The organism is Marinospirillum sp. (assembly GCF_014859565.1).
In genome coordinates this window covers 1-24380 of sequence record NZ_JACUUA010000005.1, presented here as the reverse complement: position 1 = coordinate 24380, position 24380 = coordinate 1, and the positions used below count along the sequence as shown (strand labels likewise).

Below are 24380 nucleotides of genomic sequence, written 5' to 3'. Positions count from 1 at the left end.
CTCCTAGTAAATCAGACCTCTGATGGCAGAACTGAGCATCAGATCAATCAGCCACAAGAGGAAAGCAACAATAGCCACTGCTGCCAGCACGATTAAAGTTGTCTGAATGGTTTCAGGACGCGTAGGCCATATCACTTTGCGAATTTCAGTGCGTGCCTCTTTGGCTAGAACGATAAGCTTCTGACCTTTTAAGGTTTGCAGAAAAACCAGCACAGCTACTACAGACAGCAAAACAACGCCAACCACCCTGTACAGGAGGGGCGAATCTGAGAAATACATATTACCAATTACTGCCACAGCAATCAGCGCAATGACCAGCGCCCACTTAAAACCATCCAGTCTAACTGGCTGAGCTTCGGCTTTTGCTTTCATTAGAGAAACTGACTCCTTGCAGCAGCGACTTATGGAAAATTATCAATACCAATCTGAGGGAGATTGGCAGGCCAGGAGGGAATCGAACCCCCAACCTGCGGTTTTGGAGACCGCCGCTCTGCCAATTGAGCTACTGGCCTGTATCTGGCATCACCGGTGCTGACTGCACCTGCTACACGACTCCGCATACTAATCGAATATCGTGGAGCTCATGGACGGATTTGAACCGTCGACCTCACCCTTACCAAGGGTGTGCTCTACCCCTGAGCTACATGAGCATATTCTGGAGCGGGCAGCGGGAATCGAACCCGCGTCATCAGCTTGGAAGGCTGAGGTTCTACCATTAAACTATGCCCGCATGCCCGCAGAATCTGGTGGAGGGAGAAGGATTCGAACCTTCGAAGCTCGCGCGGCAGATTTACAGTCTGCTCCCTTTGACCACTCGGGTACCCCTCCAGCGAGGCGACAAATTTTAGATGATTTGTCGTTGTTGTCAAAGGATTTTTTAGCTCTCCCTCAACAACGGCGGCAACTTTACCAGCTAACAGACTACTGAGCAAGGCCTTTTTTATAATTCTTTACAAGGCATACCTGTCAGGTCGCCTTTTTTTTCCGCTTGCGTTACAGGAAACATCAATTCAAGTCCCGCATACACCATGTCTGGCCAACAAAGTGCTTTTATCTCTAGCCCTCCAGAGACCAGTAGGGCATCACCACCCGTTAATATCATTGGCATTTTGATCAGGTGATGCCGCACCATTTGTTCATATGCCAGGTTGATCTGGCCAATAGCAGCCAGATAGATACCATGACTGACTGCCTCATGGGTTGTTGTACCCGGCGTCATCAAACCCTTGTGGTTTTCATCAGGATCAACAGGTACATTCCGTGTTCCAAGCTTCAGGCTTTCTTTCATCAGGCGTACACCTGGCGCAATATAACCACCCAGATGCTCTCCCCCACCCAGCACAAGATCAATGGTGATAGCACTGCCACAATCCACCACACAGCAACCACCCATTGCATGGTAGCCCGCCAACACACCCAGCCAACGATCAACACCCAGCTTAGCGGGCTCTTTGTAACCGTTCCTAACGCCCGCAAAGCGCTCTGTGGAGCGAGCAATATGCAGTGGTATTCTATATCGCCTGGAGATACGCTCAAGCTCTGACAAGACTTCTTTGCCAGCAACATTCGATACACGCATCAGCTTGATGTCACGAAAATCCGGTATCTCTTCCGAATCCTCCCAACGATCTCTTGTCCAGATAGAACCGCGATCAACAACCCGGTTATCGGTGATGTGTTTTAAGCGCCATTTGGTCAGTGTATTGCCAATATCCAGATCAAGAATCAAGAATTAATCCTCACACTTACCTCACCAGAGTTTATATAGGCTCGCTCACCCGATGGATAAACCACTTCAAGCTCACCCATGGCATTTACCCCCCCAAGCACAACAGCTGTTTCACCTTTTTGCGTAATAATTTTGGCAGCTTGTCCTGCCCAGATATGCCGTTTGTTCCATTCATCCTGCCAGAAGCTGAATCCATTAACCTGAAACTGCTCAAGCACCTTTACCACCTCCTCGGCACAGGCGACAACTATTTGACTTCTTGTTGGCACATCAGTGGACAATTGATCAATAAAACCAACAGCTTGGTCTACTTCATTCGCAAAAGAATTGCTGACAACATTAATACCAACACCTACAATCAACTGGCATGGACCAGCAAGATCACCCGTAATCTCAATCAAGATACCGCCCAATTTACCTTGAGCAGTATAAATATCATTAGGCCACTTAAGCCCTGCACCTTCTATATTTAAACCCTGCAAAGCCTTCTGAATGGCCACACCAACGGCAAGGCTAAGTCCTTGTAGCTCGTTGGCTGAGCCATCAAAGTCCCAGCCAATAGACATACTGATAGAGGATGCAAAAGGACTGAACCATCCACGTCCACGCCGACCACGGCCTAGAGTTTGCATTTCAGCAGTGAGCAAAGTTCCATGAATAGAAAGACCTTGATTAACACGGCGCAATAGCTCCATGTTGGTCGAATCAATCGTTGGAATAGTTTCTGCCTTTAGCGCAGGGGATGAATCGCTGAGAAGTGATTGAATTGTGGATGAGTCCAGCAGATCCAGGGGTGATAACAAGGCGTAACCTCGTGGCTTATCCATTTGGTATTCAAGACCTAACACTGACAGCCGCCGCACCTGTTTCCAGACGGCTGTGCGAGAAATACCTAGAATGGAACCTAAAACTGTCCCAGTATGAAACCTGCCATCTGCCAATATCTTGATTAAAGGGTATAAATTCATCGCAATCTCCTGATCGGAGGTATTCTAGCGATTAGGCTATGAGTTGTAACGAAAAAGGGTTGTTTAAAAACTTTAGGTTCCCCGCGCCATGCCTGACGCACAAAACAAAAACCCCAGCGTGTCAGGCCGGGGTTCTCTTCACAGGTCAAAACAATCAACGGGATGTTTTAACCAACCACTGATTAAGTTCTTGCAGATCACTTTCAGCCAGTGTGCCAGCAGCACGCTTCAACCGCAGCTGGTTGACCAGATAATTATAACGAGCGGCATCATAATCGCGGCGGGCAGCCCAGAGTGCACGCTCGGCATTCAGCACATCCACAATATTGCGGGTTCCCACTTCGTACCCTGTGCGGGTTGCTTCCAGCGCACTTTCCGAAGAACGAATAGCCAGCGCTCGGGCTTGTACTGTCAGCACATCGGTATTCACCTGGGTGAACAGGCTACGGGTCTGTTGCAGTACCTGACGCTGCGCCAGCTCTTCGCTGGAACGCGCTTCTTCCAGAGCAAAACTGCCTTCACGAATCTGGGCACTGGTACGACCACCACCATAAAGCTGGACGCTGCCTCGTACACCTAACACCGTCTGATTGTCTCCACCGTAGTTGTTCAGGCGATCCGAGTCTTTTGAATATTCTCCAAACAACGCCACAGTCGGTAGATGACGGGCACGACTGGCTTTTAACTGTTCTTCCGAGGCGCGTAAACCGGCTCTGGCGGATTGTAATGCCAGACTGCTTTGTAAGGCCTGATCCACCCACGCCTGGCGATCATTAGGCTGTGGTGCAATCACTGGCAAATCCGGCTGGAGTACATCAATCCGTTCATAACGCTGGCGGGTGATCTGTTCCAGATCTTCATAACTGATCATCAGCGCCCCTTCAGCAGCAATACGCATGGCGCGGGCACCATCATAAGCTGCACGGGCTTCGAGTACGTTGGTGATGGCAATCAGACCCACATCATACTGTTCCTGAGCTTGATCCAGCTGGCGCTTGATCGCTTGTTCTTCTGCCTGAGAAGAACGCAGATTATCTTCGGCACGTAACACATTAAAGTAGGCTTCCGAGACTCTTAACAGCAGGTTCTGTTCAGCATCCCGGTAACGGGCTTCAGCAGCAGAGAAACCCTGCTGTACAGCCTTGCGGGCAAACCAGGCTTCACCATGAAACAGCGCCTGACTGGCGCTCAGTGTCATATTCAGGTTGGTGGTACTTTCTGGTGCCCCATCCATATCCACCCGCGACCAGGTGCCTGCTGCCTCAACTTGTGGCAACAAAAACGAGTTGGCTTGGCTGATCTGTGCGCGTGATTGCTGCAGCCTGGCCTTTTCTATAGCCAGCTCAGCATCCTGCTGCACTGCATCCTGATACACCTGCATCAAGTTGGCAGCCTGCAGTGCCGGTGCCATCAATAAAGCCAGCGCACTGGCCAGAAACGTTTTGCGGTACGTTTTACAGTACATGGGGGCAATTTCCTCTAGCACTAAAATCCGTTACTGAAACAATCAATCAGAACATTTAATCAGTATTCGGCTTTTTTCACCAGCCAACTAGGTTTAGAATGCAGAGTCTACTCCTGTAAGACCGGCCAGTCTATTCTCTGATCCGGTTCACTTCTGGGTCTCTACATTATGCTCAAAAGCATATTAGCACGAATTAATATAAATTCCATCATTAACGAGGCGCTATACAATGAATCGCTTGAAGGTATTCTGGCTGACGGCACTTTTGCTACTGGCTTCTTTGCTACTGGCATCTCATTCAGCCCTGGCACAGCGTCCGGCCATGCCGGTGGAAGCTGCCATCATTGAGCCTCGCCTGCTGGAAGTGGACACCCAGCTGGTTGGCTCGCTGCTGGCAGATGAAGAAACCCTGATCAGCTCCGAGGCCGCCGGTCGCCTGAGCAGTATTCATTTTACTGACGGCCAGTCCGTTAAGGCAGGAGCCAGATTGTTTACTCTGGATGCCTCGATTGAACGCGCACAACTGGAACGTGCTCGCGCCAGCGCTGAATTGGCACAAACCGAATTCCAGCGTGCTGAAGATCTTTTATCTCGTAATGCCGGCAGCGCCAATGTGCGTGATGCTGCCCGTGCCACCCTGCGGATCAATCAGGCTGAAGTCAAACTGGCTGAAGAACGCCTGACCAAAATGACACTCATTGCCCCTTTTGATGGTGTACTGGGTATTCGTAATGTCAGCCCCGGTGATTACCTCACACCAGGACAGCCCTTGGTCGTGTTGCTTGCCAACAACCCAATGCGGGTGGAGTTCCGTATTCCCGAAGTGCTGATCACTGATGTTGCTGAAGGCCAGGATATTGAAATCTCCGTTGATGCTCTGGCTGGCCGAAAGTTTAATGGCAAGGTGATGACCCTTGCGCCGCAGGTGGATATCAGTGGTCGTAGTCTGCTGGTACAAGCACGACTGGATAATACCGAAGGGGTGTTGCGGCCTGGGATGTTCACCCGTGTACGCCTGATTCTGGATCGGGTGGAAAATGCCCTGCTGGTTCCTGAAGAAGCACTGGTGCCGGAAGGTCGCAGCCAGTTTGTTTTCCGCCTGGTGGATGGTATTGCTGAGAAGGTGCAGGTCACACTGGGGCACCGGATGCGTGGTCAGGTACAAATCACTGAAGGTATCAATTCCGGTGATGTAGTAGTGACTGCCGGTCAGATGAAACTCCGCCCAGGTTCCGCTGCAACACCCGTTAATCTTCCTGCTCCTGCTCCTGCTACCGGAAACTGAGGCTTAACCATGGTTTTATCGGATATTTCCATCAAGCGCCCGGTGCTTGCCAGTGTCATGAGTCTGCTGATCCTGCTGGTCGGCATGATTGCTTTTGATCGCCTGACCGTGCGTGAATACCCCAATATTGATGTCCCTACGGTGAGTGTCACCACCACTTACGGGGGTGCCAACGCCAGTATTATTGAATCTCAGGTGACCAACGTACTGGAGGATTCTCTGTCCGGTATAGAAGGTATTGATTACATGACTTCATCCAGCCGTGCCGGACGCAGTCAGATCACTGTCAATTTCAACCTGAACCGTGATGCCGCCGCTGCGGCCAGTGATGTGCGCGACCGTGTGGGTCGTGTTCGTGGTCGCCTACCCGCCGACATTGATGAGCCGGTGATTGCTCAGGTTGAGGCCGATGCTCAGCCAATTATGTACCTCTCTTTTACCAGTGACCGCCATGCCACCATGGATATGACGGATCTGGCTGATCGACTGGTAAAAGACCGACTGCAAACACTGGATGGTGTTGCCGAAGTACGGATTTTTGGTGAGCGACGTTATTCGATGCGTATTGCTCTGGATCGCTCACGTCTGGCCGCTTATGGCATGACCCCGGCGGATATTGAAGCCGCCTTGCGCCAGCAGAATCTGGAAGTACCTGCCGGTACGGTGCAAAGTGAAACCCGTGAATTTACTGTATTGGCAGAAACCAGTCTGAACCAGCCCCATCAGTTTGAACAGGTGATCCTGCGCCAGCATGAGGGTTATCTGGTGCGTCTGGGTGATGTGGCACGAGTTTTTGTCACCCCGCAGATGGAGCGTGGCAGTGTGCGCTTTAAGGGTGAAACAGCAGTAGGACTGGGTGTGGTCAAACAGGCCGTTGCCAACCCTCTGGATGTTTCCAGACTGGTACGTGCCGAGTTGCCGGAAATCGAAAGCATTCTGCCGGAAGGGATGCAAGTGCATGTCGCTTATGATTCTTCGATCTTTATCGATCGCTCCATCAAGGCAGTATTCCAGACCATCATAGAAGCGGTACTTCTGGTGGTACTGGTTATTTTCCTGTTTCTGCGCTCCTTCCGTGCCACTTTGATCCCGATGCTGACCATTCCGGTATCCCTGATCGGCTCGATGATTTTTATGTATGCCTTCGGTTTTTCCATCAACACCCTGACGCTGCTGGCAATGGTGATGGCCATCGGTCTGGTGGTGGATGATGCCATAGTGATGCTGGAAAACATCTATCGCCATGTTGAGGAAGGGATGCACCCCATTCAGGCCGCTTTTAAAGGCTCCCGTGAAATAGCCTTTGCCATTATTGCTATGACCACCACGCTGGTGGCGGTGTTTGTACCCCTGGCCTTCACTGAAGGGCGTACCGGACAGCTGTTTGCCGAGTTTGCACTGGCACTGGCTGCGGCAGTGGTGGTGTCCGGTTTTGTGGCACTCACCCTGTCACCGATGATGTGCTCACGACTGTTAAAACATGAAAATCACGGCAAGTTTTATTATTTTGGTGAGCGTATTCTGGAAAAAATGAACAACGGCTACCGTACACTGCTGCTGCTGTCTCTGAAAGTGCGCCCACTGATGCTAGGGCTGGGGCTGGCTTGCCTGGTCGGCACTTATTTTGCTTTTAATGCCCTGACTTCTGAACTGGCTCCGATGGAAGATCGCGGCACCCTGGTGGGTTTTGGTGTTGGACCGGAAGGCTCCACCACTGAGTTTCTGGACAAGTACAGCCGACAGCTGGAAGGAGTATTTGCCAGTGTGCCGGAGGTGGAGCGTTATTTTGTGATCACCGGCCTGTTCCCGACCGAAAGCAACATCCTTTCTTTTGTTGGCCTGCAAGACTGGGATGAGCGTAAACGCTCTGCTCAAGACATTGCCGCAGAAATACAACCCCGTTTGTTTGCTGGTATCCCCGGCATTATGGCTTTTCCGGTTTTACCTGCCTCGCTGGGTCAAAGCCCGATTGCCCGTCCGGTGCAGCTGGTGATTCAAAGCACCGGGGATTTTGCTGACCTGGATCGTCTTGCCAATGCCGTGCTGGGCAAGATTTTTGCCGATGGCCGACTGAGCAATCCGGATGTGGATCTGAAACTCAACAAACCCGAACTGCGTCTGGATGTGGATCGTGACAAGGCGGCCAGTCTGGGTATCGGTCTGGATGTGATTGCCCGCAGTCTGGAAACCCTGCTGGGTGGCCGTACCGTGACCCGCTACACAGTTGGCAGTCGCCAGTATGATGTGGTGGTGAAGGTGGAAGATGCTGATCGCGCCACCCCTCAGGATCTGGCTTCTATTCATGTGCGCAGCCAATCGGGTGAAATGGTGCCTTTATCCAACCTGATCACCATTCGTGAAGAGGTCGCACCACGGGAACTAAAACACTTCAACAAGCTGCGTTCTGTCACCCTGCAAGCCAACCTCACACCCGGTTTAAGCCAGGGTGATGCACTGGAATGGGTACGCCAGCTGACCGAAGAAACCGCTGCGGAAATGGGCATCACCGGCATTCTGTTTGATTATGACGGTTCATCCCGTGAGTTCATGAACTCCGGCAACACCTTGATGGTGACCTTCCTGTTATCACTGGTGTTTATTTATCTGGTGCTGGCTGCGCAGTTTGAAAGTTTCCGTGCACCGCTGGTGATCATGCTGACCGTGCCTCTGGCCATACTGGGTGCACTGGTGACACTCATGTTGATTGGTGGCACTTTGAATGCTTACAGCCAGATTGGCTTGATTGCCCTGATTGGTATCATCACCAAAAACGGCATCCTGATCACTGAATTTGCCAACCAGCAGCGTGAACAGGGGCTGGCAATGATGGATGCCGTGGTTGAGGCTTCGGTGCTGCGTCTGCGCCCGATTCTGATGACTTCGCTGGCTATGATTCTGGGTTGTTTGCCGCTGGCTCTGGCGACAGGTGCCGGGGCAGAAAGCCGTCAACAGATCGGCTGGGTGATTGTGGGTGGTATGTCTTTTGGCACCATCCTGACGCTGTTTGTTGTGCCTACAGTCTACAGTTATGTTGTCCGAACTCTGCCTCACAAGGTAGAAGCAGATCATTGATTAAGAAGCTGTTAAACACCTGTTTCAACTTCGGATGAAACAGGAATAAAACCTGCAACAAATACCATCAGTCGTGCTAGCATCATTGTAATAACCTCTGTGCAGGAGCACTCGCTGATGGTGGATACCCGGAATGATCAGAACCTTTATACGGGTCATTTTGTCCAGTATCTGGCTGCAGCGTTTCTTTCTGTCTTTTTTCTGCTAGTTGGATATTTTAACTGGCAATTCCTGCAAAGAGACTTTAATTACCAGCTGAGTATTCGGGCTGATGAATTAAGAACCGCTGCCTCCACCTCTTTTGACAACCTGCAACAACAAATGCTGGCACTCGCTAGTCTGATTGTACTGGATGACGAATTACATGCTGACATTCAGAAGGCTTATAACATCTGGCAACAAGAAGGTGAGGGTAAGGGTGGCGAGGCAACACAACAACTACGGCAACAGCTGCTGTACAAGCTGGAACCTTCCTGGCATCAATTACAGGGCAGTCTGGATATCCGCCAGATGCACCTGCACTTTGCCGATCAACAACAGCGTAATATCTCTTTTTTACGAATTCATGCACCAGAACACTATGGTGATGATCTGACCGGTATCCGGCCACTGATTGATCAGGTTCATGTCACCGGGCAAGCTGCCAGCGGTTTTGAAATTGGTCGTTATGCCTCCGGTATCCGGGGTGCCATACCCTTACTGATGCAACCCTACCAATCCGCAGTACTGGAGCTGGGCACCAATTTTGAAACTCAGCTGCAGCGGCTGGATGAGCAGTTTTCCAGTGGTTTTGCCATTCTGCTGGAGCGTGAGCAGGTTCGACAAAGCCTGACTGACGAGCGCTACCGTCAGGAGGTTTACCACATTGATGGTTGCGACTATTTTCTGGAGGCCAGCTCCCGAGAAGAGGTCAGCCAAATCCTGCTGGGACTGGCTGCCTGCAAAGAACTATTACTGAACTCTGACCACTGGCAAAAACTGAAACTTAATAATCAGCATTATCTGATTATCCATACCCTATATGAGCACCCCTTGTCTGAAAGGCACAATGCCCATGTGCTGATCTGGCAAGACATCACCCCCCTGCAACAATCCCTGCAACAGTCGCAGTGGCAACTGGCACAAGGTACTTTGCTGATCTGGGTGCTGGTGCAATTGGCACTGGTGCTTATCCTGCAGCAGGCCGGTCACAGTCTGCGACAGCGGTTAATTCAAACCCGAGACCAATTGGCCCACTCCAATAATCGCATGATGGCAGTTATTGAGCATTTCCACGCTGCGGTATTGCTGGAGAGTGAAGATCGCAAGGTACTGCAAGTCAATCAGAGATACTGCCATGAGTTTGCTCCACAACAACAACCTGAAAAACTGAGCGGAAAAGCCAGTCAGCTGCTGTTGCAACAAACCAGCCAGTATTTTGTTGAACAGAGTGATTTTGTTCGTCGTGCTGAACAGTTATTGGCAAAACGCACCCCACTGTTAAATGAAGAGCTGAATCTGAAAGATGGCCGTACTCTTGAACGGGATTATGTGGCAATTGAACACAACGGACAATTTCTCGGACACCTGTGGGTGTATCGGGATGTCTCTTTGCACAAACAACAGCAAGAAGCCCTCAGCCATCTGGCACGTACCGACGGCCTGACAGATCTACCTAACCGGCGATATTTTATGGAAAGGCTGAACGAAGAGTTACATCGTTGCCGTCGAAACAATGAAGAAGCCGCCGTGGTTATGTTTGATATTGATCACTTCAAACTGGTTAATGACACTTGGGGACATGCAGTGGGTGACGAGGTGCTGCAAGAACTGGCTGTGCGCATTCGTAGCTGTCTGCGGATCACTGATCTTGCCGGGCGGCTGGGTGGTGAGGAGTTTTCTGTGCTGTTACCGGGCACCGATGAACAGGGCGGAGTAGTATTTGCTGAACGCCTGCGTCGCAGCATTGCAGATACACCCTTTGCAACAGCAGCGGGCTCACTAAACGTCACCATCAGCCTGGGAATCAGTCGCCTGACCACCAAAGATCATATACCGGATGAACCCTTGCTGCGTGCAGATCAGGCACTCTATCGTGCCAAAGATGCCGGACGTAACCGCGCCGAAGTAGCTGCAGATGACTTCCCGTAATCAGGCATCCTCCGATGACAGCAATCCCCGGCTCAACTGGCCTTCCAGCTCGATATTAAAGCGCTCGGCAGAAGCCATGTGCTCAACCATCAACTGGCGTACACGTTGTTGATCCCGCTGCCGATAGGCCAGGATCAGCTCACGGTGATAAAAAAGATTCTCGCGGGAAAAATCCAGTTGCTCCGGCAGCTGCACCTTTTTGTAGATCACCAGATCGCGGATCAGATCATTCAAAAAACGTCCAATAAATGCCAGCAACGGATCCTTACAGCGCTCAGCCAGTACCGAGTGAAAATCCAGCTCGGCAATACGTTGCGCCAACCGTTGCTCCAGATCCGCCGGGGGCTGAGCGCATTGTTCAGTCAGCTGCTCCAGTTGCTGCAGATCTGCCTCGGTCAGATCATCCACCACCAGCGCGGCCAGCTCCGGCTCCACCAGCTTGCGCAAACGGTAAATATCCGGTCCACGGGGATGCTGGAAATGCAGGTAGTTACGCAACAACTGGGAGGCCAGGGGATAGGGCACCTGCACCAGAGTGGCACCACCGTTGGGGCCGGTCTTAAGGGTGATCAACCCCTGAACCTCCAGTGATTTCAGCGCCTCACGTACTGTCCCCTTGGAGCATTCAAACAGCTGCATCAGCTCTTTTTCGTTGGGTAGACGGTCTCCAGGCTGAATATCCCGAACCACCACCCAGCGTTTAACTGCTTCCACAATTTGGTCGGAGCGTTTCATTTTTCTGGGCGAAGCCAGTCCCTGAAAGGGGTTGCTCATAACAATGCTGTTCCGAATAAAAAACCAATGGATAAGAATTATACTGATTAGTACCAAATCTTGCGAAGATTCAAAAATTCCGGTCATCGAAGCTTTTTAACCTTGCTTGATTTTACAACTTACTTTAATTTTAACGCTTTCCGGAGGACATTACATGGAACGACAATACATGACCCTGGGGTATTATTCAGGTTTTGACAAACTTTTTAAGCCCACTTTTGAAGTGATGGACTACCTCAAGACACCCGTCTGGGGTGACACCAAACAGGTTCGTGAACTGGTGAAAGAAAAAATTATCAGCAGTGAAAATGACCTGGAAGGACTGGCTGACTACCTGCGTGACCAGAACATTCTGCATCTGACCGGCCAGCTAATTAAAGGCATCACCATGGATCGTGCCATGCGTGAGCGCACCCATATTGAAATCCCCCTGCGTGAAGATGAAAAACGCTTCGGAATGGCCTGGACCACTATCCATAAACTGGAAGCAACCAAGGGTCGCCTCAGACGCACCGTTAAACTGCCCATTGGTGTATTTGAAGAAGGCACACCAATAATGGATATTCTTCGTGGCTTGCCCACTGCCTTTCCGCTGTTTGATATTGATCTGGCACTGACCGATGGTGTTAACAAAATGCTGCTGGTGCGCCGCGAGGATATCCTCTCTGACATGGCATCTCAGCAACAGTTACAAGCATAACTCCATGATCAAGCAGCTGCTGCAACCCGGCGCTGCTGCAGCAGGTTAATGCCTGCCAGCAGCAGTATCACACCACAACCAATCACTTCCAGCAGTAGCACCGGGTAAAACACCGCAATGGTTGCCAGCGTAAAGACCACCCGCATCCACAAGGACACCCAGGTAAACAAGTAACCCTCCACCGCCGCTGCAAAGGCCAGCAAGCCAAGTGTTAACGCCACACCCTTCCAGATCAACACCTCAACGGGTGCACCAATAATCAGCTCTGGGTTAAACACAAAAAACAGCGGGATCAGATATAACCCTTTAGCAAACTTCCATGACTGCACACTGGTTTCCATGGTTTTACTGCCGGCAATAGCTGCCGCAGCAAAAGCCGCCAAAGCAACAGGGGGTGTGACATTTGAGTCCTGTGAGTACCAGAACACCAACAAGTGAGCCACCAATATCGGAATACCAAACTCGGCAGTCAATGCAGGTCCTACCAGCACTATCAGCACTATGTAACTGGCGGTCACCGGCAAACCCAGCCCCAGAATCAGGCTGGCCACCGCCACCAGTAATACCGCCAGCAACAGATTACCGCCGGAAAAAGCAATCATCATGGAGGAGAACTTCAGCCCCAGTCCGGTCAAACCCACCACCGCCACCACAATACCAGCCACACCACAGGCCACACTAACAGCCACGGCATTACGTGCGCCCAGCTCCAACCCCAGTAGTGTACGGCGCAGGCCCTCCTTGCTGGTTTTTTTCAACTCACCGGCAAGATTTGCTGTGACTCGCCCACGTTGCCAGGCACGCCATAAACCATTGATACCGGCAATCACCACAATACTCATCACCGCATAAAAACCCACCCGCATGGGTGAATAACCACTGACCAGCAGAAACACCAGCAACAAGAGTGGCGCAATAAAATACCAGCCACGCATCATCACATCTTTCAGCTGCGGCAGCTCACTGGCAGGTAAGCCTTTCATGCCCTGCTTCACGGCAATAATGTGTACAAACAAGTAAACAGTCGCAAAATACAACAAGGCAGGAAAAACACTGACCTTGATGATGTCGATATAAGGAACACGGGTATATTCAGCAATCAGAAAAGCCCCGGCACCCATCAAGGGTGGCATGATCTGCCCACCGGTACTGGCTGCGGCTTCTATGCCTCCAGCCTGTGCTGGTTTATAACCCAGCTTTTTCATCAGCGGAATGGTAAACGCACCACTGGTCACCACATTGGCAATGGAGCTGCCCGAGATGGAGCCCATACTGGCAGAAGCAATCACCGCGGCCTTGGCTGGGCCACCCCGCTGTCTGCCGGTAGCAGAAAAAGCCAGATCAATAAAAAACTTGCCCGCTCCCGTGACTTCCAGAAAGGCACCAAAAAGCACAAAGATAAAAACAAAAGTGGCGGCCACACCCAACGGAATACCAAAAACACCTTCCTGCCCGAGATACATCTGTGCCGCCACACGATCCAATGTATAACCCCGATGATTCAGGATGCCCGGCAACCATTCACCCAGCCAGGGCAGTTCACCGCGTGGCCCGGCAAAAGCATACAACAACGCCACAATACCAATCACTGTCAACCCCAGCCCCACGGCTCTGCGGCTGGCTTCCAGCAACACCAGTGTAGTCATGATGCCAACCTGAATATCCTGCTGCGACCAGAATCCGGCACGGGCAAAAATCTCATCCAGGTTGTACACCAGATAAAACCCCGAATAAGCTGCCGCTGCAAAAAATGCCAGATCCACACCCCACAACAACACACCGCGTCGAGCACTTCGGAAAGGCGGGAAAATCAGAAAGGCCAGCATCATGACCACCGCCAGGTGGATGCTGCGCTGGTAGAACAAACCCAGTGGATTGATGCCTGCGGTGTAGAGCTGAAATAACGACAGGCCAATTGCCAGCAAAGCAATCAATCCAACAGCCCATTTCGGGCCACTTCTATCCAGCTTAATTTCAAACTCTTCTGCAGCGGGAGTGATGTTATTGCTCATAAGTGCATCTCTTCCTGAATCGCTTGCCCGTTAGTTGTTGTTATTCAGCCTGCCATCTTTTATCAGCCGGATATCCACCCGCTCACCGGCAGCCAGCTGACTCAGACTAATCAACTGATCCCGATAATAAAAACGATGATTCACCGCCATGGAGCCAATACGCAGCACCAGATGGTTATTGTGGATAGGTACATTCATATCACGGATCAGGTAACCCCCTTCACCGTCACTCAATAACTGCCCTCGCCCTTCACTGTGTCCCAGACCGGCAGCAAAATCCGGTTGATGGCTGGAATCCAGCATCCATTGACCTTGACGCAACTGAAAACAGTCCTGAACAGGAAAACCAGCCACTGAATGATTCCAGATCAGACACCAGCGCTCTTGATCCTGCAGTTGCAGACGGGTCAACAACTGTTGACCGGCCCACACCTGCAATTGATAAGAGGATGCTGATACAACCGGAGACAGGCAGAGTAACAGGGCAATGCCTGCCAGCCGGTTCATTAACAGCAATCCCGATTAACGACGCAGCCGTGCAGGAATTTCTGCACCGGTTTCCTGGTAATAACGCAGTGCTCCAGGATGCAAGGGGATAGGTGTGGAAGTCAGGCTAAATTCAACCGTGGTGTCATTGGCAGCCGAGTGAATGGCACGCAGTTCGTCCACCTTTTCAAACAGGGTTTTGGTGATCTGGTAAGCCAGCTCATCGGACATGGCAGCATTCACCACCAGCACATTGGGAATGCCAACGGTTTGTACGGGTTGATTAACTCCTTCATACAGCCCGGCACGCAGGGTATAAGGAGCAAATACCGGCTCTGCCTGCATGGCTTTTTGCATTTCCTGCGGGGTCAGGCTGATGATATGAATATCGCGGCTGTTGGCGAGACTCAGGATGGAGCTGGTGGGTGGCCCAACACTCCAGAAACCGGCATCAATATCACCATCACGCAGTGCATCGGCTGTTTCGTTGAAGTTCAGGCGCTGGGCACGAATATCGTTGGCCTTAATACCATTGGCTTCCAGCAGGGTACGGGCATTGACTTCTGTACCGCTACCGGGTGCACCCAAAGAGACACGTTTGCCTTTCAGGTCACTCAGTGAAGTGATACCAGAATCCTTCAGAGTCACCAACTGCACCGCATTGGAATAAACCGAACCCAGTGCCCGCGCATCAGCGACTTTGCGACCCTTGAAAGCGCCTTCGCCGTGGTAGCCCTGATACACCGAATCGGCCAGTGCAATGGCAATATCCGAGTCTTCACGGTGAATCAGCCCCATGTTTTCAACCGAGGCTCCGGTCACTTCTGCCACACCCGTGTAGCCGGGGACGTGGCGACCGATCATTTCACCCAGACCGCCACCTATAGGGTAATAAACACCACCCGTGCCGCCTGTGGCAATGGAAAGAGTCTGCTGAGCCTGTGCCGCTGGTACAGCCAGCAGCATGGACAGAGATAGTGCTGAGATCAATCGACGCATGATTTTGTCTCCAATTGTTGTTATTAGACTGCTTCGAACTGACATACAAGCTCCAGAAAACACTAGAGCATAAATCCGTTTGTGGCTACCTCCTTCAACTTTTGGTTTCGATCACTTGCTTTTTTCTATTTATTATAATAAATCTATAGCCATCAACCCCTGTGGTCAACCCTAAAAATTTGAGGACACATCATGACCCCCTTTCAGTGGCAAGACCCTTTTCTGCTCGAACAACAACTGACCGAAGATGAACGTCAGGTGCGTGATGCCGCTCAGGCTTATTGCCAGGACAAATTGCAGCCCCGTGTGCTGCAAGGATTTCGTAAAGAACACTTTGACCGCGAGATCATGAATGAAATGGGCGCAATGGGACTGCTGGGTTGCACCGTGGCGGAAGAATACGGTGGTGCCGGTATGGGGCATGTAGCCTACGGCCTGATTGCCCGCGAAGTGGAGCGGGTGGATTCCGGTTACCGCTCCGCCATGAGTGTGCAGTCGTCACTGGTGATGTACCCGATTGAAGCCTATGGCAGCGAAGCCCAGAAACAAAAATACCTGCCAAAGCTGGGCAGCGGGGAAATGATTGGTTGTTTTGGCCTGACCGAGCCAGATTTTGGTTCTGATCCCGGCGGCATGCTCACCCGCGCCAAAAAAGCCGATGGCGGTTACCTGCTGACCGGTCAGAAAATGTGGATCACCAACAGCCCGATTGCAGACATTGCCATCGTCTGGGCAAAATCTGAAGCCCATAACGGTCAGATCAAAGGTTTTATTGTTGAGCGTGGTACTGAAGGTTTCAGCACCCCCAAGATTGAAGGCAAGGTGTCTCTGCGTGCCTCCATTACCGGTGAAATTGTGCTGGATAATGCCTTTGTACCGGAAGAAAACCTGCTGCCGAATGTCTCCGGCTTAAAAGGCCCGTTTGGCTGCCTGAACAAGGCTCGTTATGGTATTGCCTGGGGTGTACTGGGTGCAGCCGAATTCTGCTGGCATGCCGCACGGCAATACACCCTGGATCGTAAGCAGTTTGGTCGCCCGCTGGCAGCAAATCAGTTAATCCAGTTAAAACTCGCCAACATGCAGACTGAAATCACGCTGGGTCTGCAAGCTGCGCTGCAAGTCGGCCGTCTGATGGACAGTGGCAACTGGGCACCAGAAATGGTCTCACTGATCAAGCGCAACAACTGCGGCAAGTCACTGGATATTGCCCGTTTGGCGCGTGACATGCACGGTGGCAACGGCATCTCCGATGAATACGGCGTGATCCGTCACATGGTGAACCTGGAAACCGTTAACACCTACGAAGGCACCCATGATGTGCACGCCCTGATTCTGGGTCGTGCTCAAACCGATATTCAGGCGTTTTTCTGAGATGTCGACAAAACCCCTGCAAGGCATCCGGGTGCTGGATCTGTCTCGCATCCTGGCTGGCCCCTGGTGCACCCAGCAGCTTGCTGATCTGGGTGCCGAAGTGATCAAGATCGAAAAACCCGGCAGCGGTGATGACACCCGCAGCTGGGGGCCACCCTGGCTGGATGGTTCACAAGAGTCAGCCTATTACCTGTCCGCCAATCGTGGCAAACAGTCGGTTGCCATAGATATTGCTCAACCGGAAGGCCAGCAACTGATTCATCAGTTGCTGGAGCAGTGTGATGTACTGGTGGAGAACTTCAAGGTGGGTGGCCTGAAAAAATACGGATTGGATTACACCAGCCTAAAGCAAAAAAAACCGGATCTGATCTATTGCTCCATCACTGGTTTTGGACAGGATGGCCCCTACGCCCAGCGTGCCGGTTATGACTTCATGATCCAAGCCATGGGTGGTTTGATGAGTCTGACCGGCCAACCGGATGATCAACCCGGCGGTGGCCCGATGAAAATTGGTGTGGCCTTTGCGGATATCTTCACCGGTCTGTATGCCAGCAACGCCATATTGGCAGCACTCTATCAGCGCCAGCAAACCGGGGTTGGCACTCACATTGATCTGTCTTTGCTGGATGTTCAGGTCGGCGTGCTGGCCAACCAGGCACTGAATTACCTGACTTCCGGCAAGGTGCCACAACGTCTGGGCAATGCTCACCCCAACATTGTGCCCTACCAGTCTTTTGCCTCCGCCGATGGTTACATCATTCTTGCAGTGGGTAATGACGGTCAGTTCCAGCGTTTTTGCAAGCTGGCCGGCTGCTCCGAGCTGGTGGCAGATCCGCGTTTCAGCAGTAACCGTTTGCGAGTGGAACATCGAGCAGAACTGATTCCCTTGCTGGAGCCGGTGTTAAAAACCCACAGCACCGATGAATGGCTGGCATTACTGGAACCGGCTGCTGTGCCTTGTGGCCCCATCAACACCCTGGATCGAGTGTTTGCCGACCCACAGGTTCAACACCGCAACATGGCATTAACCCTGCCCCACCCGGAAGCAGGTGAAGTCAAACTGGTCAGCAACCCGGTACGTTTTGATGGTCAGGCACTGAATGCGGAAAGTGCGCCGCCACTGTTAGGTGAGCACACAACGGCTGTTACCAGCCGACTGCTGGGATTAACCAGGGAGCAGCAGGAAACGCTAAAGCAAAAAGGGGTTCTGGGTTAATAAAGCCCCATCGGCAGCAGATGGCGGCTGTAACTTTTTGGTGCCAGTATCCAATCCACCAGCGCATCCGCCGACATGGGACGCGCCAGATAAAAACCCTGCACTTCTTCACAACCCAGACTGATCAGCAGATCCAGCTGATCCGGCTGCTCCACACCTTCTGCGGTGACTTCCAACCCCATGCGGTGCGCCATATTGATGACTGCCTGCACTATCGCCGCATCGGCCACATCGGTGGCCAGATCATCAATAAAACCCTTGTCAATTTTTAAGGTGTTCACCGGCAGGTGCTTCAGGTAACCCAAGGATGAATAACCGGCACCAAAGTCATCTATGGCAATGCTGATACCCATGTCACGCAACTTCTGCAGCATTTTTACACTTTCCTGCAGATCCTGAATCATCAGGCTTTCGGTCACTTCCAGCTCCAGCCATGCCGAATCCAGATGAGCATGCTCCAGGCATTTGCCAACCACATGACAAAGGTCAGCTTGCTGAAACTGCTTGGCAGACAGGTTAACAGAGACTTTAAAAGGCTCGAGCCCTGCTTGTTGCCACTCACTCACCTGCAAACAAGCCGTGTGCAACACCCACTCACCTACCGAAGTTATTAATCCCATTTCTTCCAACTGGGGAATAAATTCAGCCGGTGAAACACGGGTGCCATCCGGGCGCTGCCAGCGAATTAGTGCTTCCACACCGCGCAGGCTACCATCCAACAGACTGACCCTTGGCTGGTATTCAATGTAAAACTCTTTATGCAACAAAGCCTGACGCAGTTGGTTTTCCATCTGGAAACGGCTGATGGCATCCCGGGTCAGCTCATCGGTGAAAAAACAATAGTTCTGCCCGCCGGACTGTTTGGCACGATGCAGCGCAATATCAGCGTTATTCATCAACTGATCCACTGTTTCTCCATCATGCGGAAACAGGGTGATGCCAATACTGGCGCTGATATAGGTTTCCATGGACTGCAGCGCAAAAGGTCGCTCCAGTTCATGAATGATCTTGTGTGCGGTATAAGCTGCTGCACGAGCATTTTTGATGTTATCCAGCAGAATCAAGAACTCGTCACCACTGGCACGGGCAATGGAGCAACCGCGTGGCAGCAGCTCCACCAGCCGGGCACCGGTTTGTTTCAGCAATTCATCACCCTGGCGATTACCCAAACTCTCATTGATGCTTTTAAAACGATCCAATCCCAGCGCCAGCAATGCAAAACTTTCTCCCGATGCCTGAGCAGACTGCAGGCGCTGCTCCAGTCGCTCGGTCAACAAACGACGATTGGGCAGATCGGTGAGGGAATCATAATGAGTCAGGTAGGTGAGCTGATCCTGCTGCTGCAACTGGCGGGTAATGTCCTTGCCGATACTGACAAAGTAAGCGGTTTCACCTGTTTTGTTTCGCACCGGTGTCAGGGTTTTTTCTTCATAAAACAGCTCACCGTTGCGGCGAGCGTTTATCACGATCTCCTGTGCACTTTCACCGCTGACTAGGCGTTGCCAGATACGGGCAAAAAAAGCCTTGTCATGGCGACCGGAACTGAGCAGGGATGGGCGTTGACCCAGCACTTCGTCACGCTGATAACCTGTACAGGACTCCCATGCAGGGTTCACATAAATAATAATACCCTCCGTGTTGGTGACCAGCACCAGATCGGCGGTCTGCTCAACAATGGAAGTGAAAAGACGATAACTGTCCTGAAGGTGTAAATGGTAATCCGTGGATTGCAAGGTTTTGCCCTCCGAGGCCTCAGGATGGAAAGAAAGTGTTAAAGTTTGTCATGTGCAGCCAAAACAAAAACTGATCCATGACAATTTTATGTTCTTCTGGCAATAAAGTGTTAACTCTTTCGTCCCAAAGCCATATCGGTCAGCAACAATAGAGTTTCTTTATAAGGAGAGGCGGGCAAAACATCTAAGCAGGTTTTGGCAGCCTCGGAACAGATACGTGCCTGTTCACGGGTGTAATCCAGTGCGCCGGTTTTTCTGACAATATCCAGCACTGCATCCAATTGATCCAACCCCCCTTTGCGGATCGCCTGACGAATCAACAAGGCCTCTTCTTCCGTGCCCTTTTGCATGGCATAAATCAAAGGCAGGGTGGGCTTGCCTTCTGCCAGATCATCACCGACGTTTTTGCCCATGGTGGCGGCATCACCTTCATAATCCAGCAGATCATCAATCAGCTGGAATGCCAGACCCAACTGGGCACCGTATTCACGCAGGGCTTCCTGCTGCTCCGGTGTTGCTTTAGCCAGCACTGCTGCGGTCTGGGTTGCGCCTTCAAACAGCTTAGCTGTTTTGGCATATATCACCTGACGATACTGCTCTTCAGTGATTTTTGGATTGCGTACATTGGTCAGCTGCATCACTTCACCCTCTGCCAGTACACAGGTCACCTTGGCAAGGATATCCATAATTTCCATGGAACCAACCCGCACCATCATCACAAAAGAGCGGGAATAAAGGAAATCACCCACCAACACGCAGGACTGGTTGCTCCACTGGCTGTTGGCAGTAGGTTTGCCACGGCGCAGGCTGGACTCATCCACCACATCATCATGCAGCAGGGTGGAGGTGTGCATAAATTCAATCAGCGCCGCCAGCAGCAGATGTTTATCACCCTGATAACCCAGCGCACGAGCGGTCAGCAAAGCCAGCAACGGGCGCAAACGTTTACCACCACTATCAATGATATGGTGGGCAATTTTTTCCACCAGCGGTACCTGTGAGCTGCATTCACGGATAATCAGCTGGTTAACGGCTGCAAAATCATCAGCAACAACCGCATGAATAGAGAAGGTACCGGACGGCATGGATGGATTCCTGAAATGACATAAATAAGGACAAGGCGCATCCTAGCAGCCACCCGGAGAGAGTCAAGCCTGTACAGCTGCCAGAATACCGCATTTTTGCGGCTCGCATCTTGTCTTGCAATGGCTTTTACCCTAAAATCACGCGTCCTTTTATCTGGACGGCTCCCTGCACGAGGGTTACCAAAGCGTCTCCCTTCATAACAGGTACAAGCAGCCCTGTCAGATCCAGATAAAATTTTGCAAGCGGAGAGAAAAATGTACGCAGTAATTAAAACCGGTGGTAAGCAATACCGCGTTAAAGAAGGTCAGACCCTGAAGCTGGAAAAACTGGAAGTCGCCACTGGCGAAGCCGTTGAATTCAACGAAGTTCTGCTGATCTCTGATGGCGAAACAATCAACGTTGGTGCACCTCTGGTTGCCGGCGCAAAAGTCACTGCCGAAGTGATCGACCATGGTCGCGGTGATAAAATCCGCATCATCAAGTTCCGTCGCCGCAAGCATCACATGAAGCGTCAGGGTCACCGTCAGTGGTACACTGAAGTCAAGATTACCGGTATCGCCGGTTAATTCATCCACCATTTTTTGAGGTAAAGAGTCATGGCACATAAAAAAGCCGGTGGTAGTACGCGTAACGGTCGCGATTCCGAAAGTAAACGCCTTGGCGTTAAACTGTTTGGCGGCCAGGTTGTTCAAGGCGGCAACATCATCATTCGTCAGCGCGGCACCAAGTTCCACGCTGGTGTTAATGTTGGTATGGGCAAGGATCACACCCTGTTCGCCAAAGCTGAAGGCGTTGTTAAGTTTGAAGTGAAAGGCCCGAACAATCGTCGCTTTGTGAGCGTTGTTCCTGCCTGATCTCAGCACCTAAACCCTCGTTTAAGTGCTGATAGCCCGAAAAGGCTTAAAACAAGGCTCTGCCATCCGGTGGGGCCTTTTTACATGGGGCCTCTGACCCCAGAGGTAACACCAGATGCAATTTGTAGATGAAGCAAGAATCACCGTGGTTGCCGGTAAAGGCGGCAATGGCTGCATGAGTTTTCGCCGCGAAAAATACGTGCCCAAAGGCGGCCCGGATGGCGGTGATGGTGGTCATGGCGGCAGTGTTTACCTGATCGGTGACGACAGCCTGAATACCTTGATCGACTTCCGTTTTCAGAAGCGTTATCAGGCCGAAAGTGGTGAATCTGGGCGTGGCAGTCAGTGTTCGGGCAAGGCCGGTGACGATTTATACGTCAAGGTTCCGGTTGGCACCTCCATCGTGGATGAAGAAACCCTCGAAGTCATCGGTGATATCACCGAAGTCGGACAACTGCTGCTGGTAGCTCAAGGTGGTCAACGTGGCCTGGGCAACATTCACTTTAAATCCTCCACCAACCGCGCGCCACGTCAAACCACCAAAGGCACCGTGGGTGAAGAACGCAACCTGAACCTGGAACTCAAGGTGATGGCGGATGTTGGCCTGCTGGGTCTGCCCAACGCGGGCAAATCAACGCTGATCCGCTCCGTTTCTGCCGCCAAACCCAAGGTTGCCAACTACCCTTTCACCACCCTGGTACCCAACCTTGGAGTGGTAAAAGTGGGATTGCACCAGCATTTTGTGATGGCTGATATTCCCGGCCTGATCGAAGGGGCATCCGAAGGCACCGGACTGGGTTTCAAATTCCTGCGTCACCTGACTCGTTGCCGCCTGCTGTTGCACGTGGTTGATGTGGCACCCATGGATGAAACAGATCCGGTGGCCTCTGTACGCACCATCGAAAAAGAGCTGTCCACCTACAGCCAGACTCTGTCCGAGCGGACGCGCTGGCTGGTGCTGAACAAGCTGGATCTGTTATCGGATGAAGAAGCTGAAGCCGCCTGTGATCACATCGTTCAGGAACTGAACTGGCAAGGGCCGGTCTTCCGTATCAGCGCCATCAGCAACAAAGGCACCGAACGCCTGACCCAAGACATCATGAAATGGCTGCAGGAACGCCGTGCTGAAGAAGCCGCTGATCCTGATGCCGCCGAAGCCGAACAACAAATTCGTGGCCGCATGGAAGATGAAGCCGTGGCACGGGTGGAAGCCTGGCTGAATCGTCGTCATAAACGCAAACCTTCCGATGTTGAAGATGACGATGATGATTTTGATGACGATGATTACGACGTCGAAGTGGAATACGTGCAATAACCCAACCTCTACGCAGTGAGTGAACAAACAGCATCATGCCGCTGACTACTGAACGCCAACGCCTGACCCAAAGCCGCCGCATGGTTGTAAAAATCGGCAGCGCCCTGCTCACCAATGACGGACAGGGGCTGGATGTTAATGCCATCGAGGGCTGGGTGGCACAAATGGCAAAACTGAGAGAACAGGGGCGTGAACTGCTGCTGGTGACCTCCGGTTCAGTAGCAGAAGGCATGGTGCGCCTGGGTTGGAAACAACGCCCGAAAAGCATCCATGAATTACAGGCAGCAGCAGCCGTTGGGCAAATGGGGCTGATCCAGACCTGGGAATCCGCGTTCAAAAAACACGGCATCAAAAGTGCTCAGATTCTGCTGACTCACGACGACCTCTCCAATCGCAAGCGTTACCTCAATGCTCGCAGCGCTTTGCGCACCCTGGTGGATCTGGATGTTGTCCCCATCATCAATGAAAACGATACCGTGGTCACCGACGAAATCCGTTTTGGTGACAACGACACCTTAGGTGCGCTGGTGACCAACCTACTGGAAGCCGACACCCTGATCCTGCTGACCGACCAGCCTGGCCTGTTTGATGCCGACCCTCGCAAAAAAGCCGATGCCCGCCTGATCTCCGAAGGCCGCTCACAAGATCCCGAACTATTGGCAGTAGCTGGTGATGGTGGTGCACTGGGTCGCGGTGGCATGTTCACCAAAGTACGCGCCGCACGCCTTGCTGCGCGCTCCGGTGCCCGCACCGTGATTCTGGGTGGTCGCACTGAACAGGCGCTCACCCGTTTATTCGATGGTGAAAACCTCGGCACCCTGCTACTGCCAGAAGATGAACCCATCACCGCCCGCAAACGCTGGCTGGCTGGTCACCTGCAGGAAAAAGGGGTACTGGTACTGGATGCCGGTGCCAGCAACGCCCTGCAACAACAGGGCAAAAGCCTGTTGCCTGTGGGTGTGAAAGAAGTACGCGGCAAATTCCTGCGCGGTGAACTGGTGGTGTGTGTGGATGAAAGCGAACGCGCCCTGGCTAAAGGATTAGTAAACTACTCCTCCGAAGAAGCTCGCCTACTGGCCGGACAAGCCAGCAGCCAGATCGAAAAAATCCTCGGTTACATCGAAACCCCGGAACTCATCCACCGCGATAACCTGGTGGTGGTCTGATGAGCAACAACCAGCCCAA

20 protein-coding genes and 4 tRNA genes are annotated in these 24380 nt (G+C 51.9%); 10 read left to right on the top strand and 14 right to left on the bottom strand.

What is annotated here, in order from left to right; all coding sequences use genetic code 11:
* Window positions 1-3: 3 nt before the first annotated feature.
* The 8 genes from secE to IBX50_RS01670 all read right to left on the bottom strand — a co-directional run bounded on the left by secE (window position 4) and on the right by IBX50_RS01670 (window position 4162).
* Window positions 4-372 (bottom strand): preprotein translocase subunit SecE, encoded by a 369-nt coding sequence (gene secE / locus IBX50_RS01705; RefSeq protein ID WP_292252834.1) that lies wholly within the window; start codon window positions 370-372, stop codon window positions 4-6.
* A 64-nt stretch (window positions 373-436) separates the two neighbouring features.
* A tRNA-Trp gene (locus IBX50_RS01700) sits at window positions 437-512 on the bottom strand.
* Between the two features lie 63 nt (window positions 513-575).
* A tRNA-Thr gene (locus IBX50_RS01695) sits at window positions 576-650 on the bottom strand.
* A gap of 6 nt (window positions 651-656) precedes the next feature.
* Window positions 657-730: transfer RNA gene (locus IBX50_RS01690), tRNA-Gly, on the bottom strand.
* Window positions 731-744: 14 nt separating this feature from the next.
* Window positions 745-828 (bottom strand) — tRNA-Tyr (locus tag IBX50_RS01685).
* A 112-nt stretch (window positions 829-940) separates the two neighbouring features.
* Window positions 941-1729, bottom strand: coding sequence for a type III pantothenate kinase (locus IBX50_RS01680; RefSeq protein WP_292252833.1), 789 nt, complete (start codon window positions 1727-1729; stop codon window positions 941-943).
* The gene (locus IBX50_RS01675) at window positions 1726-2697 is read right to left on the bottom strand and encodes a biotin--[acetyl-CoA-carboxylase] ligase (protein WP_292252832.1); all 972 of its coding nucleotides are present in this window, start codon (window positions 2695-2697) and stop codon (window positions 1726-1728) included. Before IBX50_RS01675 ends, IBX50_RS01680 begins: the two co-directional genes overlap by 4 nt.
* A 154-nt stretch (window positions 2698-2851) precedes the next feature.
* Entirely contained in the window at window positions 2852-4162 is a 1311-nt protein-coding gene (locus tag IBX50_RS01670) for a TolC family outer membrane protein (protein WP_292252831.1), read from the bottom strand.
* A 229-nt stretch (window positions 4163-4391) separates the two neighbouring features.
* Between IBX50_RS01670 and IBX50_RS01665 the strand changes: the two genes are divergently transcribed.
* The 3 genes from IBX50_RS01665 to IBX50_RS01655 all read left to right on the top strand — a co-directional run bounded on the left by IBX50_RS01665 (window position 4392) and on the right by IBX50_RS01655 (window position 10649).
* Window positions 4392-5447: an efflux RND transporter periplasmic adaptor subunit gene (locus IBX50_RS01665; protein ID WP_292252830.1), complete on the top strand. Its 1056-nt coding sequence runs from the start codon at window positions 4392-4394 to the stop codon at window positions 5445-5447.
* Between the two features lie 9 nt (window positions 5448-5456).
* Window positions 5457-8519 (top strand): efflux RND transporter permease subunit, encoded by a 3063-nt coding sequence (locus IBX50_RS01660; RefSeq protein WP_292252828.1) that lies wholly within the window; start codon window positions 5457-5459, stop codon window positions 8517-8519.
* Window positions 8520-8636: 117 nt separating this feature from the next.
* Window positions 8637-10649 (top strand): diguanylate cyclase, encoded by a 2013-nt coding sequence (locus IBX50_RS01655; RefSeq protein WP_292252826.1) that lies wholly within the window; start codon window positions 8637-8639, stop codon window positions 10647-10649.
* Here the strand turns inward: IBX50_RS01655 and IBX50_RS01650 are convergent, their stop codons facing one another.
* A complete protein-coding gene (locus IBX50_RS01650) occupies window positions 10650-11423 on the bottom strand; it encodes an FCD domain-containing protein (RefSeq protein WP_292252825.1) in 774 nt (257 codons plus the stop codon). It lies immediately after the preceding gene.
* 154 nt (window positions 11424-11577) lie between these two features.
* Here IBX50_RS01650 and IBX50_RS01645 point away from each other — a divergent pair, with 154 nt between their 5' ends.
* Window positions 11578-12123 (top strand): hypothetical protein, encoded by a 546-nt coding sequence (locus tag IBX50_RS01645; protein WP_292252824.1) that lies wholly within the window; start codon window positions 11578-11580, stop codon window positions 12121-12123.
* An 8-nt stretch (window positions 12124-12131) separates the two neighbouring features.
* On the opposite strand, the gene IBX50_RS01640 is transcribed toward IBX50_RS01645, so the two are convergent.
* The 3 genes from IBX50_RS01640 to IBX50_RS01630 are packed head-to-tail and all read right to left on the bottom strand — an operon-like array spanning window position 12132 to window position 15620.
* On the bottom strand, window positions 12132-14135 hold the full coding sequence (locus IBX50_RS01640; protein ID WP_292252823.1) for a TRAP transporter fused permease subunit: 2004 nt from the start codon (window positions 14133-14135) through the stop codon (window positions 12132-12134).
* A 30-nt stretch (window positions 14136-14165) separates the two neighbouring features.
* On the bottom strand, window positions 14166-14642 hold the full coding sequence (locus IBX50_RS01635; RefSeq protein ID WP_292252822.1) for a DUF1850 domain-containing protein: 477 nt from the start codon (window positions 14640-14642) through the stop codon (window positions 14166-14168).
* A 15-nt stretch (window positions 14643-14657) separates the two neighbouring features.
* Complete coding sequence (locus IBX50_RS01630; RefSeq protein WP_292252821.1) at window positions 14658-15620, bottom strand: TAXI family TRAP transporter solute-binding subunit; 963 nt, start codon at window positions 15618-15620, stop codon at window positions 14658-14660.
* 192 nt (window positions 15621-15812) lie between these two features.
* On the opposite strand from IBX50_RS01630, the gene IBX50_RS01625 reads away from it, so the two are divergent.
* On the top strand, window positions 15813-16991 hold the full coding sequence (locus IBX50_RS01625; RefSeq protein WP_292252820.1) for an acyl-CoA dehydrogenase: 1179 nt from the start codon (window positions 15813-15815) through the stop codon (window positions 16989-16991).
* Between the two features lies 1 nt (window position 16992).
* The gene (locus tag IBX50_RS01620) at window positions 16993-18207 is read left to right on the top strand and encodes a CaiB/BaiF CoA-transferase family protein (protein ID WP_292252818.1); all 1215 of its coding nucleotides are present in this window, start codon (window positions 16993-16995) and stop codon (window positions 18205-18207) included.
* Here IBX50_RS01620 and IBX50_RS01615 read toward each other — a convergent pair.
* Both IBX50_RS01615 and IBX50_RS01610 read right to left on the bottom strand, forming a co-directional pair.
* Window positions 18204-19940, bottom strand: a complete 1737-nt coding sequence (locus IBX50_RS01615; protein ID WP_292252817.1) for an EAL domain-containing protein — start codon at window positions 19938-19940, stop codon at window positions 18204-18206. The genes IBX50_RS01620 and IBX50_RS01615 overlap by 4 nt on opposite strands.
* A gap of 110 nt (window positions 19941-20050) precedes the next feature.
* Window positions 20051-21025 (bottom strand): polyprenyl synthetase family protein, encoded by a 975-nt coding sequence (locus IBX50_RS01610; RefSeq protein ID WP_292252816.1) that lies wholly within the window; start codon window positions 21023-21025, stop codon window positions 20051-20053.
* A gap of 255 nt (window positions 21026-21280) precedes the next feature.
* On the opposite strand from IBX50_RS01610, the gene rplU reads away from it, so the two are divergent.
* The 4 genes from rplU (at window position 21281) to proB (ending at window position 24361) form a co-directional block, all read left to right on the top strand.
* Window positions 21281-21592 carry a 50S ribosomal protein L21 gene (gene rplU, locus IBX50_RS01605; protein ID WP_292252814.1) on the top strand — a complete coding sequence of 104 codons (312 nt, stop codon included), beginning with the start codon at window positions 21281-21283 and terminating at the stop codon, window positions 21590-21592.
* Window positions 21593-21622: 30 nt separating this feature from the next.
* Window positions 21623-21880: a 50S ribosomal protein L27 gene (rpmA, locus tag IBX50_RS01600; protein WP_292252812.1), complete on the top strand. Its 258-nt coding sequence runs from the start codon at window positions 21623-21625 to the stop codon at window positions 21878-21880.
* A 115-nt stretch (window positions 21881-21995) separates the two neighbouring features.
* Window positions 21996-23195 (top strand): Obg family GTPase CgtA, encoded by a 1200-nt coding sequence (gene cgtA / locus IBX50_RS01595; RefSeq protein WP_292252811.1) that lies wholly within the window; start codon window positions 21996-21998, stop codon window positions 23193-23195.
* Between the two features lie 35 nt (window positions 23196-23230).
* Entirely contained in the window at window positions 23231-24361 is a 1131-nt protein-coding gene (gene proB, locus IBX50_RS01590) for a glutamate 5-kinase (protein WP_292252809.1), read from the top strand.
* Window positions 24362-24380 lie beyond the last annotated feature (19 nt).

Bases quoted from the DNA above. Each gene is read 5' to 3' on its own strand.
- secE (WP_292252834.1), bottom strand. From the start codon at position 372: ATGAAAGCAAAAGCCGAAGCTCAGCCAGTTAGACTGGATGGTTTTAAG.
- IBX50_RS01675 (WP_292252832.1), bottom strand. From the start codon at position 2,697: ATGAATTTATACCCTTTAATCAAGATATTGGCAGATGGCAGGTTTCAT.
- IBX50_RS01670 (WP_292252831.1), bottom strand. From the start codon at position 4,162: ATGTACTGTAAAACGTACCGCAAAACGTTTCTGGCCAGTGCGCTGGCT.
- IBX50_RS01665 (WP_292252830.1), top strand. From the start codon at position 4,392: ATGAATCGCTTGAAGGTATTCTGGCTGACGGCACTTTTGCTACTGGCT.
- IBX50_RS01660 (WP_292252828.1), top strand. From the start codon at position 5,457: ATGGTTTTATCGGATATTTCCATCAAGCGCCCGGTGCTTGCCAGTGTC.
- IBX50_RS01655 (WP_292252826.1), top strand. From the start codon at position 8,637: ATGGTGGATACCCGGAATGATCAGAACCTTTATACGGGTCATTTTGTC.
- IBX50_RS01650 (WP_292252825.1), bottom strand. From the start codon at position 11,423: ATGAGCAACCCCTTTCAGGGACTGGCTTCGCCCAGAAAAATGAAACGC.
- IBX50_RS01645 (WP_292252824.1), top strand. From the start codon at position 11,578: ATGGAACGACAATACATGACCCTGGGGTATTATTCAGGTTTTGACAAA.
- IBX50_RS01640 (WP_292252823.1), bottom strand. From the start codon at position 14,135: ATGAGCAATAACATCACTCCCGCTGCAGAAGAGTTTGAAATTAAGCTG.
- IBX50_RS01635 (WP_292252822.1), bottom strand. From the start codon at position 14,642: ATGAACCGGCTGGCAGGCATTGCCCTGTTACTCTGCCTGTCTCCGGTT.
- IBX50_RS01630 (WP_292252821.1), bottom strand. From the start codon at position 15,620: ATGCGTCGATTGATCTCAGCACTATCTCTGTCCATGCTGCTGGCTGTA.
- IBX50_RS01625 (WP_292252820.1), top strand. From the start codon at position 15,813: ATGACCCCCTTTCAGTGGCAAGACCCTTTTCTGCTCGAACAACAACTG.
- IBX50_RS01620 (WP_292252818.1), top strand. From the start codon at position 16,993: ATGTCGACAAAACCCCTGCAAGGCATCCGGGTGCTGGATCTGTCTCGC.
- IBX50_RS01610 (WP_292252816.1), bottom strand. From the start codon at position 21,025: ATGCCGTCCGGTACCTTCTCTATTCATGCGGTTGTTGCTGATGATTTT.
- rplU (WP_292252814.1), top strand. From the start codon at position 21,281: ATGTACGCAGTAATTAAAACCGGTGGTAAGCAATACCGCGTTAAAGAA.
- rpmA (WP_292252812.1), top strand. From the start codon at position 21,623: ATGGCACATAAAAAAGCCGGTGGTAGTACGCGTAACGGTCGCGATTCC.
- cgtA (WP_292252811.1), top strand. From the start codon at position 21,996: ATGCAATTTGTAGATGAAGCAAGAATCACCGTGGTTGCCGGTAAAGGC.
- proB (WP_292252809.1), top strand. From the start codon at position 23,231: ATGCCGCTGACTACTGAACGCCAACGCCTGACCCAAAGCCGCCGCATG.